Raw genomic sequence first — 16,242 nt, 5'->3', positions numbered from 1 at the left:
GAGGCTGAATGCATGAATCAACAAATAAAGAATAAACTTGCCCTTCTTCCCGATCAACCTGGTTGTTATTTAATGAAAGATCGTCAGGGAACGATCATCTATGTAGGCAAAGCGAAAGTGTTGAAAAATCGTGTCCGTTCTTATTTTACGGGATCTCATGATGGGAAAACATTTCGACTCGTGAATGAGATTGAGGATTTCGAATACATCGTCACCTCTTCCAACATCGAGGCTCTTATTTTAGAGTTGAACTTAATCAAAAAACATGACCCAAAATATAATGTCATGCTAAAGGATGATAAGACGTATCCTTTCATCAAGCTGACTGCGGAACGCCACCCGCGTCTAATCATTACGCGAAAAGTCAAAAAAGACAAAGGGAAATATTTCGGCCCTTATCCGAATGCATTTGCAGCTAACGAAACGAAAAAATTGCTCGACCGCATCTATCCCCTAAGAAAATGCAATACGTTACCGGATCGCGTTTGTCTCTACTATCACCTTGGCCAGTGCCTGGCCCCATGTGTATATGATGTAGAGGAACAGGAATATAAAAAAATGGTCGATGATATCAACCGGTTCTTGAACGGCGGGCATACTGAAATAAAAAAAGAACTGACTGAAAAAATGCTGGAGGCATCGGAAGAGCTCGATTTCGAGAGGGCCAAGGAGTTCCGTGACAAGATTGCCCACATCGATATTACGATGGAGAAGCAGAAAATGATGACGACCGATTTCATCGACAGGGATGTATTTGGCTTTGCCTATGATAAAGGCTGGATGTGCGTTCAGGTATTTTTTGTCAGGCAGGGTAAATTGATAGAAAGGGATGTTTCGCTTTTTCCGGTCTACGATGAACCCGAACAGGAACTTCTTACATTCCTCGGTCAGTTTTACGAGATTACGAACCACTTTAAACCAAAGGAAATCTTGCTGCCTGAATCAGTGGATGCCGAAATGGCCGAAGGGCTGCTTGGTGTCAAAACGATTCACCCGAAACGGGGAGCGAAAAAAGACATGCTTAAATTGGCGAATAAGAATGCCTCCATCGCGCTTCAGGAAAAATTCTCTTTGATAGAAAGGGATGAAGAAAGAACGATCAATGCGGTGGAAAACCTCGGGAAGCAACTGGGTATCTACACACCGCATCGAATTGAAGCTTTCGATAACTCCAACATCCAGGGAAGTGACCCAGTTTCCGCTTTAGTTGTGTTCATTGATGGAAAGCCGGAAAAAAGGGAGTACCGCAAATATAAGATCAAGACGGTCCAAGGGCCTGATGATTATGAATCGATGCGTGAAGTGGTCAGAAGAAGATATTCACGAGTATTGAAAGAAGGGCTGCCGCTTCCGGACTTGATCATCATTGATGGCGGAAAGGGACATGTCGAAGCCGTTCGGGATATTCTGGAAAATGAATTGGGCCTTGATATTCCACTTTCAGGCCTCATTAAGGATGAAAAGCATAGGACCTCGCAATTGATGATCGGAAATCCGCTTGAAATCGTACCTCTTGATTCCCGGAGCCAGGAATTTTACCTATTGCAAAGAATTCAGGATGAAGTGCATCGGTTCGCGATTACGTTTCATCGCCAGCTACGCGGGAAAAATGCAGTTCACTCCCAGCTTGATGATATTCCAGGAGTCGGGGAAAAGCGAAGGAAGCAATTATTAAGGCATTTTGGATCATTGAAGAAAATCAAAGAGGCGACGGCCGAGGAAATCATGGAAGCTGGCATGCCAAAAGGGGTAGCCGAGGGAATCGTTAGAAAATTACAAGAATAATCTTGCTACCGATAAATCTCTATGCTATGATTAAAAAGAATTTTTAACTAGACAACTTAAAAGTGCTGATAGAGGTGCGGAATTCAAGAGTAAAAACCTGGAGAAGTATGAGCTTCCATGAAAGGTTTTGAAAGGGGATGACGCCGAAGGAATACAAGACTCATACCTTGTTTTCCTGGTCCGACATTTAATAAATGGCGGATTGTCAGGGTTTATACCCTGGAGAGCTATCTCACTGTGTTTACAGTATTTAGATATGTGATCACAGCAATGAGATATTTCTCATTGCTTTTTTTATTGCCTAAAAAGGTAGAGAGGGTGCATGAGGATGGCATTAATCGTTCAAAAATTTGGCGGAACATCCGTCGGAAGCGTAGAAAAAATCAAAAATGTTGCCGATCGGGTAATCGAGGAAGCGCAGAATGGAAATGAGGTAGTCGTCGTTGTTTCAGCCATGGGGAAAACCACGGATCAATTGGTGTCCATGGCCCGGGATATTTCCGGAACCCCGAGCAAGAGGGAAATGGATATGCTTTTGACTACGGGGGAACAGGTAACGATTTCCCTGTTAACGATGGCATTGATTGAAAAAGGACATGAAGCCATTTCGTATACTGGCTGGCAGGCTGGCATGCAAACGGAATCCGTTCATGGGAATGCCCGGATTTTAAACATCGATGCCACGAGGATCCAAGCTAAGCTACAGGAGAAGAAAATAGTGGTCGTGGCCGGTTTCCAGGGTAACGATGCAAATGGGGAAATCACTACCTTAGGGCGAGGCGGTTCCGATACGACGGCGGTTGCCATCGCTGCAGCGCTGAATGCGGATAGATGCGATATTTATACGGATGTAACGGGCGTTTTCACAACGGACCCTCGCTACATAAAAGGCGCACGAAAACTCCAATCCATTTCTTATGATGAAATGCTGGAACTTGCCAACCTGGGGGCGGGCGTCCTTCATCCGAGGGCTGTCGAATATGCAAAAAATTATCAAATTCCGCTTGAAGTCCGTTCAAGCATGGAGAGAGAATCAGGAACGATCATTGAGGAGGAAGCAACTATGGAAGAAAACTTAATTGTACGCGGGATTGCTTTTGAAGACAGTATTACGAGGGTCACAATATATGGTTTGCCCCAATCACTTGGTGCATTATCCACAATCTTCACAACACTTGCGAAAAACCGGATCAATGTGGACATCATCATTCAAAGCATGACTGCCGAGGATACGACCAATCTATCTTTTTCCACAAAAAGTGAAGATACGGAAGCGGCCTTGATCGTGCTGGAAAATAATAAAGAACAATTGGGATTCGACCGAGTCGAAACGGAGAGCGGATTGGCCAAAGTGTCCATCGTCGGTTCTGGTATGGTATCCAATCCGGGAGTGGCTGCCGAGATGTTTGAAGTGATGGCCAATACAGGCATCCAGGTGAAAATGGTCAGCACATCGGAAATTAAAGTTTCGACTGTCGTCAATGAAAAGGAAATGGTGAAGGCGGTTGAATCTCTTCATGAAGCATTTAAACTAGGTCAACATGCAAATGTGCTAGCTTAAGTGTCAGGAGTCCAATAAAAAACAGACTTCCGGTAAAAAGGGTAAGTCTGTTTTAAGGGCTCATTAGATTGGATCTCTGGGATCCCATTGGATGGTGAATATCACTTTTTTTGCGCGGCGTTTGATTTCTTCCGTTGATTCGCTGAGGAATTTTTTTTGCAGTGTAAACTGCTCGGCAAGGAAACCGGCTTCAAGTTGGAAGTGACAATCAGGGTGTAAATCCAGGCGGCGGCTGATTATTTCACCCGTCAGGGATAACTCCATCTCGTGTTTCGTATACTTCAAGATTTCCAGATTGCCCCATCCAGCGCTTTGGAAAAATTCAATCACTTCCTGATCGCCATTCAATGGGAATTTTCTTGCTAATTGTTTACCTGCCCAATAGAGGATTTGATTAGAGTCTTTTCCGAGAATATCGTTCAATAGAACTTCTCTGATTAATTCGTATCCGAAAGCTGGAACCAGGAATTCTTCAGTTTGAATTTCTTCAGTTTGAATCTCTTCTTCTATCGCAGCAGCAATATTTTTTTTCATAATTTATCGCCTCTTTCTGTAAATCTATTATAAACGTATTTCTTTTGCAAATTATACTGTTTTTTATTTATTTAAATAACAATTGGAAAAAAATGAGAAATTATACCGAGATATTAATAGTTAAATTAGAAATTTATTCAAAATATCATCTTGACATGCAAAAAATAGCCAATTTAATCCAATAAAATCTATTCTGAAAAAGAGATTTCTTGTATCCGTTTTCTTGACGCACATAGAAGTCAGGAGTAAAATGGACATGTCACATAATTGTAAAGGAAGTATAGAGGAGTTTTTTTGACTCTATACTGTATTTTCACGCGGAGATAAAAGGTAGCCACCAGTTTATCTTTGCATGATTTTTCACAAATTAAGGGGGGGCACTTAGTGGCAAAAAATCGTGAGTTTGGGAATCGCAGGCTTCATTCACTTCTAGGAGTAATTCCAATTGGTCTATTCCTAATTTTTCATTTATCGGTAAACTTTATGGCAACAAAAGGAGAAGAAACTTTTAATGGGGCAGTTCATTTAATTGAGTATACGCCCGTGAAGATTCTGGTAGAATGGGTCGTCATCTATCTACCGCTCATTTTCCATGCTGTGTACGGAATTTATATTGCCTTTACAGCAAAAAACAATTTAGGCAGATTTAGTTTCTTCCGTAACTGGATGTTCATGCTACAACGTCTAACTGGAATCATAACGTTGATTTTCCTTGTTTGGCATATATGGGCAACTAGAATTCAAGCAGCTATGGGTGCTGAAGTTAACTTTGACATGATGGCTGAAATTTTCTCTAGTCCATTTATGATTGTGTTCTATATTGTTGGTATTATCTCGGCAATCTTCCACTTTGCTAATGGATTATGGTCATTTGCAGTGAGCTGGGGTCTTACAGTTTCACCAAGATCGCAAAGAATCATGACTTACTTTACATTGATCGTTTTCGTTCTTCTTTCTTATATCGGAATCAGCGCAATTTTCGCTTTCGTATAAGAAGATAGAGTTCATTTATAAGAATTAGGAAAAACATAGCTTGGCTAATGGAAATAAGGGAGTGACAGAATTGGGTAAAGGTAAAATAGTTATCGTTGGTGGAGGTCTAGCTGGATTAATGGCTACGATCAAAGCAGCAGAGCTGGGACAACAGGTTGATTTATTTTCTTTAGTGCCTGTTAAACGCTCTCACTCAGTTTGTGCCCAAGGCGGAATCAACGGGGCAGTTAATACAAAAGGTGAAGGGGATTCTCCATATATCCACTTCGACGATACAGTTTATGGCGGAGATTTCTTGGCTAACCAACCGCCGGTTAAAGCGATGTGCGAAGCAGCACCATCGATCATTCATATGTTTGACCGTATGGGTGTTATGTTCAACCGTACTCCGGAAGGTCTTCTTGATTTCCGTCGTTTCGGTGGTACTCAACATAGCCGTACAGCATTCGCTGGTGCAACAACTGGTCAGCAATTACTTTACGCATTGGACGAGCAGGTTCGCCGTTATGAAGTTGAAGGCCTTGTAACGAAATATGAAGGCTGGGAATTCCTTGGAGCTGTTATCGATGATGAGCAAACAGCACGTGGTATCGTAGCTCAAAACCTGACTTCAATGGAAATCAAATCATTCCCTGGAGACGCTGTAATCATGGCGAGCGGCGGCCCTGGAATCATTTTCGGTAAATCAACTAACTCAATGATCAATACAGGTTCAGCTGCTTCCATCGTTTATCAACAAGGTGTAAATTATGCTAATGGTGAGTTCATTCAAATTCACCCGACAGCAATCCCTGGAGATGACAAACTTCGTCTAATGAGTGAATCCGCTCGTGGTGAAGGTGGACGTATCTGGACATATAAAGACGGAAAACCTTGGTATTTCCTTGAAGAAAAATACCCTGCTTATGGTAATCTAGTACCTCGTGATATCGCGACTCGTGAAATCTTCGACGTCTGCATGAACATGAAGCTTGGCATTAATGGTGAAAACATGGTTTACCTGGATCTATCACATAAAGATCCGAAATTACTTGATATTAAACTTGGCGGAATCATTGAAATCTACGAGAAATTCATGGGTGAAGATCCTCGTAAAGTTCCAATGAAGATTTTCCCTGCCGTTCACTATTCTATGGGCGGACTTTGGGTTGATTATGACCAAATGACTAACATCAAAGGTTTATTCGCTGCAGGTGAGTGTGATTACTCACAACATGGCGGTAACCGTCTTGGTGCCAACTCACTTCTTTCTGCAATCTATGGTGGTTCAGTCGCTGGACCGAACGCCGTTAAATATATTGAAGGCCTTGCTAAAACTTCAGAATCCATTCCTTCTTCATTGTATGAAGGGTACGAAAAACAAGAACAAGAGAAATGGAATGAAGTCATGTCTCTTGATGGTAATGAAAATGCGTACGTCCTTCACAAAGAACTTGGTGAGTGGATGACACAGCATGTTACTGTAGTTCGTTACAATGACAAGCTGAAAGAAACGGATAACAAGATTCTTGAGCTGATGGAACGTTACAAGAAAATTAACATCAATGACACGGCTAAATGGAGTAACCAAGGAGCTGCATTCACTAGACAGCTGCAAAACATGATGCAATTGGCTCGTGTAATCACAATTGGTGCGTTAAACCGTGACGAAAGCCGCGGAGCGCATTACAAACCTGATTTCCCAGAACGTAATGATGAGGAATTCATGAAAACTACTATGGCAACATTCAAAGGCTTGGATCAAGCACCTGAATTCCATTATGAAGACATAGATGTATCACTGATCGCACCGCGTAAACGTGACTACACTACGAAACACTAAAGAGGGGGAGCAAAAAAATGGTTGAAACTAAATCTGAGACTAAAACAGTCCGTTTTATAATCACTCGTCAAGATACACCGGATTCAGCTCCTTATGATGAGGAATTCGAATTAGCGTACCGTCCGAATATGAACGTAATTTCCGCCCTAATGGAAATTCGTCGTAATCCAGTAACGGTACAAGGCAAGCACACTACAGCAATCGCATGGGACATGAACTGTCTTGAAGAGGTATGTGGTGCTTGTTCAATGGTTATCAATGGTAAACCAAGACAATCATGTACAGCTCTTATCGATCAATTGGAGCAGCCGGTTCGTCTAGCACCAATGCGTACATTCCCTGTTGTTCGTGACCTGCAAGTCGATCGCAGCCGTATGTTCGACTCATTGAAAAAGGTAAAAGCATGGATTCCAATCGATGGAACGTACAACCTTGGACCAGGACCGCGTATGCCAGAAAAGAAACGTCAATGGGCTTACGAGTTATCTAAATGTATGACTTGCGGTGTATGTTTGGAAGCTTGTCCGAACGTAAACAGCAATTCAGACTTCATGGGGCCACAACCATTATCACAAGTTCGTTTATTCAACGCACATCCAACTGGTGCAATGAACAAAGCTGAACGTTTAAATACGATCATGGGTGATGGAGGACTTGCAAACTGCGGTAACTCACAAAACTGTGTGCAGTCTTGCCCTAAAGGCATTCCATTAACGACTTCGATTGCAGCGTTGAACCGTGATACTACGATCCAACAATTCCGTAACTTCTTCGGCAGCGATGAAGTTTAATAATGAAAATGAAAGAACCTGTATCTTATGATATGGGTTCTTTTTTTTGGATTGATAGCTGGGATTGATGTGTAAAATGATTTGCGGCACCCGGCAAATGCATAATGTTCGATTAATGAAGTTAGAATGATCAAATTAAACAGCTTCCAATATAAAATACTTTTCATTATGGCTGTTTTCTTATAAAATGAGTGAATAGTCATTCATTTCAGAAAGGGTGTGCACAAGTTGGGCAGAATATCATATATCGATAATATAGCGGAGTGGATCAATGATTTTTCCTTTAAACATGAGATTAAGGTCCGTTTTTCAGAAACTGATATGTTTGGGCACCTGAATAACACGATTCCTTTTACTTATTTTGAGGAAGCACGGATTGAGTATTTCAATAGCATGGGATTCATGAAGGATTGGACCTCTGCTGAATGCGGTGAGATGCCGGTTGTTGCTAACTTACAGTGTGATTACCTGAAGCAGGTGTTTTTCAATGATTTATTGACGATCCATGTGAAAGCTGACCATATCGGAAATTCTTCAGTGGACATACATTATATGGGGATCAAACAAGATGGATCAATTTGTCTAACGGGCAGGGGGACGATTGTGCAAGTCTCCAAGGCCACCGGAAAGCCGATACCTTGGACGGAAGAGATGAAGCAGTCGATGTGGCATACTGTGCTGGAACATTCCTAAAAATATTTCCATTTAGACAAGTAAAAGAGTCACTCCATTGCCCCAGCCGACATACTATATCTTGACTAAATAGACACCCACTCCGGGTTTTATGCTGGTGAAGGCAAGGAGGGTAACATTACTTGAAGGAGAACGAATTCACTCATAAGCCACTACTCACCAAAAGAGAAAAAGAAGTATTTGAGTTACTAGTACAAGACAAAACAACAAAAGAAATCGCAGGTGAATTGTTTATTAGCGAAAAAACAGTTCGAAACCATATTTCGAATGCGATGCAGAAGCTTGGAGTTAAAGGATGTTCGCAGGCAGTCATAGAACTCCTTCGTATGGGAGAACTTAAGCTTTAATGTGTTAACTCTTAATACGTAAGCCTTATAAATATTTTCTCTCCCGTTCATTGGCAGCATATAAGGAAGGGCAAAACAATTTGGTTGTTTTGACTTCTTTGGATGCTGCTTATTTTTATGGAGAGCGTTTCATTATGATTCCAGGTAATCAATCTTGAAAATCATTTCACTTTCATCCAAAATGGTAGTATGATAAGTTTCATGAAGTGGGGAGCTGTGTGTATGGATGAAGGGAAGCAGGCGGCATATGTGGCCGATATCGAGAGGGAATTGCGCTATGTATCGTCATGGCTTAAGCAAAGGGGAAGAGAAATTCTCCATGATTATAAAATTACCATTCCTCAATTCGTGGCTTTGCAATGGCTTTTTGAATCAGGAGACATGACGATTGGCGAATTGTCCACGAAGATGTTTCTCGCCTTCAGCACAACGACGGATCTGATTGACCGCATGGAGAAACATCAGCTTGTCCAGCGTGTCAGGGATGAAAAGGACCGGCGTGTGGTTCGAATTCACCTTCTTGAAGAAGGTGAACGGATAATCGAAGAAGTGATTAATAAACGGCAGCAGTACTTGAGTGGCGTGTTAGTCAATTTTACCGAATCTGACATCATGTCCCTCAAAGGGATTCTAGTAAAACTACATCAAGAAATGAAAGAAAAATGAGGCGAGTTTTTTGAAACAACCGATAGGCATCATTGATTCAGGGGTAGGCGGTTTGACAGTAGCTAAAGAAGTCATGCGTCAGCTTCCAAATGAAAATATAATTTACTTAGGTGATACAGCAAGATGCCCTTATGGGCCGAGGACCAAAAAAGATGTCCAAACCTTTACATGGCAAATGACGAGGTTTTTGATGAAGAAGGAAATAAAAATGCTGATCATCGCCTGCAATACAGCGACTGCAGCTGTACTGGATGAAATCAGGGCAACACTTCCGATACCGGTGTTGGGTGTCATCCATCCAGGGGCAAGGGCGGCATTGAAAGTTTCTGATTCCTTGCATATTGGCGTTATTGGTACGGAAGGCACGGTGAAAAGCAAAGCATATGACGACGCGCTAGCCTCCATCAATTCCGATGTGAAAGTAGATAGTTTAGCATGCCCGAAATTTGTCCCAATCGTAGAAAGCGGGGAGTTTGATGGGGGTATCGTCAATAGGGTCGTGGCACAAACCTTGAACCCGTTGAAGAAAACGAAGATCGATACATTGATCCTTGGATGTACCCATTATCCACTGCTGGGGCCTGTAATCTCTTCCTATATGGGGGATGAAGTACAAGTCATTTCCTCTGGGGAAGAAACGGCCCGTGAGGCAAGTGTCATTTTGGATTACTATAAATTAATCAATAAAAGCAAGCTCCGCCCCGTTCATCGCTTTTATACAACCGGTTCCAGAGATATGTTTGGTTCCATCGCGTCGAGCTGGCTCGGTGTTCATGTCAATACCATCGAAACAATTAAAATCGATCACTTATAAGACTTCCATTTGGAAGTCTTTTTTTCTTGTCTTGAACAGACGGTGTTAGTATAGATAGGGTGATTATGAGACATATATCAGATTCATATTTTGGAACAAGAATTCACTATCAAGAAGTGCGAAAGGGATAGAAGGATATGCCGAGTTTATGAACGAAGTTGTAGGTGATTTCATCGGAAGACAGAAAGAAGGTTCAAGGATCTGTCTTGTCGGCGGTGCAGAAATAGTGAGTGACTTCATGAGGGAAACGCAGGTGGATGAAATGATCCTGTCCATCATTCCGATTATACTTGGGGATGGGAATCGATTGCTCAATCAGAAGCTGACAAAGATGCAGCAGTACGGGCAAATTGCCCAGCTCCACTATCAGAGGGAAAAATAATTGGTCTATTTTCCCCTAGGGCTCGTATAAATAGGAGTACAAACTGTCCTAGGAGTGATTTTATGTCCAATAAATCAAAAGTAACAATGGCTGTGACCATTCTGGCATCTTCTTTTTGGCTTTCAGGCTGCGGATTATTTGGCGGTGAAGAGAAAAAGGAAATAGATCCGCCAAAGGATGTTTCATTAGTCGAGGATGAATCTTCATTAAAAGAAAAAGAAACAGAAACGAATGGTGAGGAAAAGCCCGCGACTGATGGAGAAGAGGGCGCTGTTGAATCGAAAACAGTGAAGACGGAGTTATATTTAATTGATAAAAGCGGGTATGTGGTTCCACAGACGTTGGAACTTCCTAAATCGGAAGCTGTCGCCAAACAGGCTCTTGATTACCTTGTCACTAACGGACCTGTCACGGATAAACTTCCGAATGGATTCAGGGCCGTCATTCCTGCCGATACCCAAATAAGCGTGAACATTAAAGACGGAGTGGCTGTGGCGGACTTTTCGCCGGAGTTCAAAAATTATCAGAAAGAGGATGAACTTAAAATCCTTCAAGCCATTACATGGACACTGACTCAATTCGACTCGGTTGAGAAAATCCAAATGAGAATTAATGGGGAAGATATATCCGAAATGCCTGTCAATGGCACACCGATAGATGAGAATATCTCAAGGTCGTCAGGAATCAATATCGATACGAGTGACGTAGTCGACATTTCCAATACCAAATCACTGACCGTTTATTATGTAGGCGGTGACGAGGAGTACACCTATTATGTTCCTGTGACACGCAGGATCAGCGAAACGGTGTCTGATAATGTAACAGCGGTCATTCAGGAATTAACGAAGAGTCCTTCGGGTTCAAGCCTGCAAACAGGGTTCATGAGCGATGTAGCTTTACTTGACGAGCCTAAGGTGGCAGAAGGTAAGGTCAGCCTCAATTTTAACGAAAATATCCTTGGAAGCTTTAAAGAGAAAAAGGTATCACAAGAAGTCCTTGATGCCTTGGTCCTTTCCTTAACGGAACAGAAAGGAATTGAAAGCGTTGAAGTGCAAGTGCAGGGCAGCGCAGATGTTCTTAATGAAGAAGGCAAGAAATTATCCGAACCAGTGGTCCGTCCAGAGAAAGTCAACACAGGTAGTTTTTAAAGCGCGATTTATATCTAGAAAACACAAAGAGGCAGCCAGCAGCTGCCTCTTTTTTTATTCCACCATTGCCCCTGTTATATACAATTTAATTGTTGTTTTAGTTGAAAACTAATACCTCAGCTAAGCAATTTCTCGTATCAAGAGAAAGTTTTTACATAAATAAATTTTTAAAAGGGGAAATTACTTTTAATCATGTAATTAATGGGGGGATATTATTTTGGATCAAAAGGTCATTCAGGCTTTACACATCTATGTTTTGATCATTATGAATACAGGATTCATGGTACATGTCCTGCTCCTTCCCAATATATTGACCGCATCTCAACGCGACGCATGGATAAGTGTCATAATAAGTGTTGTTCCATGTTTTGTTTGGACGCTATTTATTTTTTATATTTATAAAAAACTAGATAAAGAAGATATAATCTCTTTTCTGAAAAAATGGTCTACACCTTTTGTTACATATATCTTCACTATAGCATTTGGGTTGTACTTTATAATTAACGCCTTCATTACCGTCAAATTTACAGTGATTTGGGCAAAAGCTAATTATACTCATGACATACCAAACATCGTAGTTGTCAGCCTATTCACCTTTATATGTATTTTTGCAAGTTATAAAGGAATACGCACCATAAGTACTTTGGCTCTCCTATTTCTTCCGGTCGTCACTTTTTTCGGGATATTTGTGGGGCTGGGGAATACGAGTAATAAGAATTACGAATTATTGTTCCCGATATTTGAAAGCGGATATAGCAATACTTTAAATGGAATTCTGTATACGAGTGCAGGATATTTAGAAATCATCGTTTTTTTATTTTTAACTCCTTACCTGAAAAATAAGCTAAAAGCCAAGTGGCTTTTACTGGTTGGTATTATCTTAATCATGCTGACGTTAGGACCCCTCATGGGAGCGATTGCAGAATTTGGTTCTGTGGAAGCAGTGAAAATGAGGAATCCAGCTTACGAACAGTGGAAGTTGCTAAGGTTTGGCTATTATATTACTCGACTTGATTTCCTTTCCATTTTCCAATGGCTTTCAGGTGCCATGATTCGAATAAGTTTATGTTTATTTATAGGCTATAAATTAATCTCAAATTCAAAACATCAGAAGTGGATACTGCTTTCGCTATATTTGTTAATTGTTATTGGCACGCTAATCCATTGGGATGCTACTTCATTTTTTAATCTTATCTACAAGTATTTCTTTCCAATCAGCAGTCTGTTTCTTTTAAGTGCTGCAATTATACTGTTAATTCTTATTTTTATAAAGGGAAAAGGAAAAGGTGAAACATTATGAAGGGAAATTGGAATGGTACTCCTTCTTGTATTGACCAAATCCGAAAATGGTTCGAACATTCTTCCGATGTTGTTTTAAGAACAAAAACTTTTGATAATGAAGGTCGTTATTTGTTGGGATTTTTATATGCGCCAAACTTAGTGGATATGCCATTCATCAATGAAGTGATTCTGCCTACAATATCTAAAGCGGTTCAAGAAAATGGCGAATTAACAATTGATCAATTAAGCAATATCATGGAAATCAGTACGCTTAAAAAGGGCTCCGATTTAAAAGAGGAAGTGGAAAGCATTCTTTTTTCAGGAGACCTGATCATCATTAATGAATCTTCCAACGAAATTTACCATACCCCATTAGCTAATTCCCCTAAGCGCAGTCCGGAAGAATCCAATATAGAATCTTCCATTCGGGGACCTAGGGATGGATTTGTTGAGAATATATCGGATAACATGTCTTTAATTCGCCAAAGGTTAAAAACGGCATCACTTAAATGTATAGAATATACAATCGGGAAAAGAAGTAAAACTAAAATATTGCTGCTTTATATAGATGACATTATCAATCCCTCGATTCTTTTGGATATTAAAAAACGATTGGATTCATTAAAGGTTGATATCATAGTCAGCAGTTACCAAGTTGAAGAACTCTTATATGATAATCAATTTTCCATCTTCCCCTTAATGGAGTATATCGGTCGACCGGACTATGTTGTTGAATCCTTGAATCAAGGGCGCTTTGCCATCCTGGTAGATGGGAATCCCACAGGCTTGATCGGACCAACCAGTATTAATCAGTTACTTTATTCTGCTGATGACGCACATGCAAGCTTTTTTTACATTAGTTTTATTCGCATCATTCGTGTAGTTGCCTTATTTGTAACCGTTACGTTACCGGGGTTTTTTATAGCGTTGGTTTCCTATCAATTCGATCAAATTCCCTTTTCGCTTCTTGCGACGATATCAATCACGAGACAGGGCTTACCCATACCTGCTTCTTTGGAGGCATTCATGATGATCATATTGTTCGAACTATTTAAGGAAGCTGGTCTTCGCCTGCCAAAAGCTGTTGGTCCGACGGTTTCTGTATTGGGTGGATTGATTATAGGTGATGCAGCGATTCGGGCAGGGCTGACTTCACCCTCCATGCTCGTTGTAATAGCTGTTACAGTTCTCTCAAGCTATACCATAATCAATCAGAATATCGCTGGGAATATCGTTCTTATAAGGTTATTCATATTTGCATGTTCAGCATTTCTAGGCTTGTTTGGATTCTTCATGGGAATATTTCTTATCTTGATTGTTGTGGTTTCCTTGGAAAGTTTCGGACAGCCCTTTGTGAATCCATTTTCCAAACCAAATAAATCGGATATGTTAAAAGTCTTATTCAAGCTTCCATATGGGATGTTAAGGCAGCGGAATCAAGCTCTACAATCCAGTGATAATGAACCGCAAAAGGAGTCGGACAAATGAGAAAGCTAATTGCAGTCATGGTAATTGGCTGTCAACTTTTATTGATGACAGGCTGCTGGGGAATGAAGGAAATTCAAGCTCAAACATATGGATCCGCTCTAGGAATCGATTATAAAGAGGGTGAATTCATCTTATACTTTCAAGCATTGAATTTTGCGGATATAGCAAAACAAGAGGGGGCCACAGCATTACAAGAAAAAACTGGTGTTGTCATTGGGAAAGGCAAAGGGGAAAGTATCGAAGAAGCATTTACTGAATTAGAACAAAATGCAGCATTGCCACTATATATCGGGCATGTTAACTCCTTCATTTTAAGTGAGGATGTAATCAATAAGAAAATGAAGGATTTCATTGAATATGTAGGCAAAGAGCCCTTATTGCGATAAAATTCATGGCTGTTTGTTACAAACGGGGATATTAAAAAGGTGTTTGACAGTGATAGTTTCTTTAATCTTCCTAACTTATTCACGATCATTCAAAGGCCAGAGACCGTTATTAATGAAAACTATTTCATTTCCCCGTTAAAATTCAGTGAACTGGTTTCGAAATTTTATCAACCGGTTGGTTCCATTTTAATTCCCTCTTTGGTAATAAATGAGCGTCATTACACAGACAAGGGGAAAGAAAAAAAGATACCAACGTTGAATGGCGGCTATGTTTTATCAAAACAACAGTATAAAGGGTTCGTAAGTAAACAAGATTTGATTGGTATGAAATGGGTTGAAAATAAGGCGACAGTCATGTTTTTTTCCCTGAATAAACAAAAGGTAAGTGTTGAAATCATGGACCCCAAAACAAACATCATAGTATTGGAACAACAAAAGAAACCCTTATATGATTTAGAAGTTAGAGCAAATGGAATATTGAAACAAAATATAGACAACCTGGATATGGAAAAAATCGAAAAAAAGGTAGAAATAAAAATTAAGCAAGATATTTTGAAGACATTGGAGACTGGGGAAAAAATCAATACAGATCTTTTTAACATAAGTGAAAAGGCATACAGATACCATGCCAATAAGTGGGATAATAAAATTATTAATTCCTTTGATAAGTCTTCAATAAATAACATAAAAGTTAATATCCATATTGAACATAGTGAAAATTACAAACGTTAGTTTTATAAGTATTGCAGATAAGGGAGTTGTGTTAGACTTAACTTATCTGGAAAGTTCAGCGGCTGTTGTTGATCATGAAAGGCAGCGCTGAATCCGTCCGTTTGGCACTGGAAGAAGCGGCTTTTACATATGACGAATTACAGCAAATTCTTTCTTAGCCCGAAAAGAGCTCTCATGCCGATAAAATGAAAAAGGGTGAAATGAAAAATGAAGACAGTAATCATTGCAACGAAAAATAAAGGGAAAGCCAAGGAGTTCGAAAGCTTATTCTCTGCTAAAGGATATGAAGTCAAAACACTTCTCGATGTACCGGATGCTCCGGATGTTGAGGAAACAGGCACGACCTTTGAAGAAAATGCGATCCTGAAGGCAGAGGCCATTGCCCATCAGCTAGGCCACTTTGTCATTGCTGATGATTCCGGATTGATTGTAGATGCATTGGAGGGCCGTCCAGGCGTATATTCTGCGCGCTATGCTGGAGAGGACAAGAGCGATGAAGCACACACGGAAAAAGTCCTCCGCGAACTGGAAGGCGTGCCAAAAGAGGCTAGGACGGCGAGATTTTATTGCGCCTTGGCACTAGCGTCACCCAACCAGGAAACAGTTACGGTATCGGGAACGATGGAAGGCTTGATCACGGAACAGCCTTCAGGAACGAATGGATTTGGTTATGATCCCATCTTTTTTGTTGAGGAACAGGGCAAAACAAACGCCGAATTGACAAAAGAGGAAAAAAACAAAATCAGCCACCGTGCCAACGCATTGAGGGCTCTAGATGAAAAACTTGATCTATTTCTAAAAAGGGAAGAAGGAATGTGA

At 40.7% G+C, this 16,242-nt stretch carries 17 protein-coding genes and 1 riboswitch; of the genes, 16 read left to right on the top strand and 1 reads right to left on the bottom strand.

Annotated features, from left to right (window positions below; genetic code table 11):
- The first annotated feature begins 12 nt into the window (after positions 1 to 12).
- Complete coding sequence (gene uvrC / locus ABC374_RS17540; protein WP_350299652.1) at positions 13 to 1,785, top strand: excinuclease ABC subunit UvrC; 1,773 nt, start codon at positions 13 to 15, stop codon at positions 1,783 to 1,785.
- A 61-nt stretch (positions 1,786 to 1,846) separates the two neighbouring features.
- A riboswitch (Lysine riboswitch) is annotated at positions 1,847 to 2,023 on the top strand.
- 90 nt (positions 2,024 to 2,113) lie between these two features.
- Positions 2,114 to 3,346 carry an aspartate kinase gene (locus ABC374_RS17535; RefSeq protein ID WP_350299651.1) on the top strand — a complete coding sequence of 411 codons (1,233 nt, stop codon included), beginning with the start codon at positions 2,114 to 2,116 and terminating at the stop codon, positions 3,344 to 3,346.
- A gap of 63 nt (positions 3,347 to 3,409) precedes the next feature.
- Here the strand turns inward: ABC374_RS17535 and ABC374_RS17530 are convergent, their stop codons facing one another.
- Positions 3,410 to 3,880, bottom strand: a complete 471-nt coding sequence (locus tag ABC374_RS17530; protein WP_101222837.1) for a YslB family protein — start codon at positions 3,878 to 3,880, stop codon at positions 3,410 to 3,412.
- Between the two features lie 384 nt (positions 3,881 to 4,264).
- On the opposite strand from ABC374_RS17530, the gene ABC374_RS17525 reads away from it, so the two are divergent.
- The 14 genes from ABC374_RS17525 to ABC374_RS17460 all read left to right on the top strand — a co-directional run bounded on the left by ABC374_RS17525 (position 4,265) and on the right by ABC374_RS17460 (position 16,242).
- Positions 4,265 to 4,873: a succinate dehydrogenase cytochrome b558 subunit gene (locus ABC374_RS17525; protein WP_034308986.1), complete on the top strand. Its 609-nt coding sequence runs from the start codon at positions 4,265 to 4,267 to the stop codon at positions 4,871 to 4,873.
- Between the two features lie 70 nt (positions 4,874 to 4,943).
- Entirely contained in the window at positions 4,944 to 6,695 is a 1,752-nt protein-coding gene (sdhA, locus tag ABC374_RS17520; RefSeq protein WP_048689080.1) for a succinate dehydrogenase flavoprotein subunit, read from the top strand.
- A 17-nt stretch (positions 6,696 to 6,712) separates the two neighbouring features.
- On the top strand, positions 6,713 to 7,486 hold the full coding sequence (gene sdhB, locus ABC374_RS17515; protein WP_048689018.1) for a succinate dehydrogenase iron-sulfur subunit: 774 nt from the start codon (positions 6,713 to 6,715) through the stop codon (positions 7,484 to 7,486).
- Between the two features lie 228 nt (positions 7,487 to 7,714).
- The gene (locus tag ABC374_RS17510; RefSeq protein ID WP_350299650.1) at positions 7,715 to 8,179 is read left to right on the top strand and encodes an acyl-CoA thioesterase; all 465 of its coding nucleotides are present in this window, start codon (positions 7,715 to 7,717) and stop codon (positions 8,177 to 8,179) included.
- Positions 8,180 to 8,301: 122 nt separating this feature from the next.
- Positions 8,302 to 8,526, top strand: a complete 225-nt coding sequence (locus tag ABC374_RS17505; RefSeq protein WP_413019179.1) for a helix-turn-helix domain-containing protein — start codon at positions 8,302 to 8,304, stop codon at positions 8,524 to 8,526.
- A 222-nt stretch (positions 8,527 to 8,748) separates the two neighbouring features.
- Positions 8,749 to 9,192, top strand: a complete 444-nt coding sequence (locus ABC374_RS17500; RefSeq protein WP_413019177.1) for a MarR family winged helix-turn-helix transcriptional regulator — start codon at positions 8,749 to 8,751, stop codon at positions 9,190 to 9,192.
- 10 nt (positions 9,193 to 9,202) lie between these two features.
- On the top strand, positions 9,203 to 10,006 hold the full coding sequence (gene racE / locus ABC374_RS17495) for a glutamate racemase (protein WP_413019175.1): 804 nt from the start codon (positions 9,203 to 9,205) through the stop codon (positions 10,004 to 10,006).
- Positions 10,007 to 10,154: 148 nt separating this feature from the next.
- On the top strand, positions 10,155 to 10,388 hold the full coding sequence (locus tag ABC374_RS17490; RefSeq protein WP_413019173.1) for a dihydrofolate reductase family protein: 234 nt from the start codon (positions 10,155 to 10,157) through the stop codon (positions 10,386 to 10,388).
- Positions 10,389 to 10,450: 62 nt separating this feature from the next.
- Complete coding sequence (locus tag ABC374_RS17485) at positions 10,451 to 11,536, top strand: GerMN domain-containing protein (RefSeq protein ID WP_350299647.1); 1,086 nt, start codon at positions 10,451 to 10,453, stop codon at positions 11,534 to 11,536.
- A 217-nt stretch (positions 11,537 to 11,753) separates the two neighbouring features.
- The gene (locus ABC374_RS17480) at positions 11,754 to 12,836 is read left to right on the top strand and encodes a GerAB/ArcD/ProY family transporter (RefSeq protein ID WP_350299646.1); all 1,083 of its coding nucleotides are present in this window, start codon (positions 11,754 to 11,756) and stop codon (positions 12,834 to 12,836) included.
- A complete protein-coding gene (locus tag ABC374_RS17475; RefSeq protein ID WP_413019170.1) occupies positions 12,833 to 14,305 on the top strand; it encodes a spore germination protein in 1,473 nt (490 codons plus the stop codon). Before ABC374_RS17480 ends, ABC374_RS17475 begins: the two co-directional genes overlap by 4 nt.
- Positions 14,302 to 14,691 (top strand): Ger(x)C family spore germination protein, encoded by a 390-nt coding sequence (locus ABC374_RS17470; RefSeq protein WP_413019168.1) that lies wholly within the window; start codon positions 14,302 to 14,304, stop codon positions 14,689 to 14,691. The genes ABC374_RS17475 and ABC374_RS17470 overlap by 4 nt, the downstream gene beginning before the upstream one ends.
- A gap of 39 nt (positions 14,692 to 14,730) precedes the next feature.
- The gene (locus tag ABC374_RS17465; protein ID WP_413019166.1) at positions 14,731 to 15,423 is read left to right on the top strand and encodes a Ger(x)C family spore germination C-terminal domain-containing protein; all 693 of its coding nucleotides are present in this window, start codon (positions 14,731 to 14,733) and stop codon (positions 15,421 to 15,423) included.
- A gap of 207 nt (positions 15,424 to 15,630) precedes the next feature.
- A complete protein-coding gene (locus ABC374_RS17460; protein ID WP_413019164.1) occupies positions 15,631 to 16,242 on the top strand; it encodes an XTP/dITP diphosphatase in 612 nt (203 codons plus the stop codon).

It is taken from the genome of Peribacillus phoenicis (assembly GCF_047238085.1).
Taxonomy (GTDB): Bacteria; Bacillota; Bacilli; order Bacillales; family DSM-1321; genus Peribacillus.
This window is presented reverse-complemented; position numbering and strand designations above follow the sequence as displayed.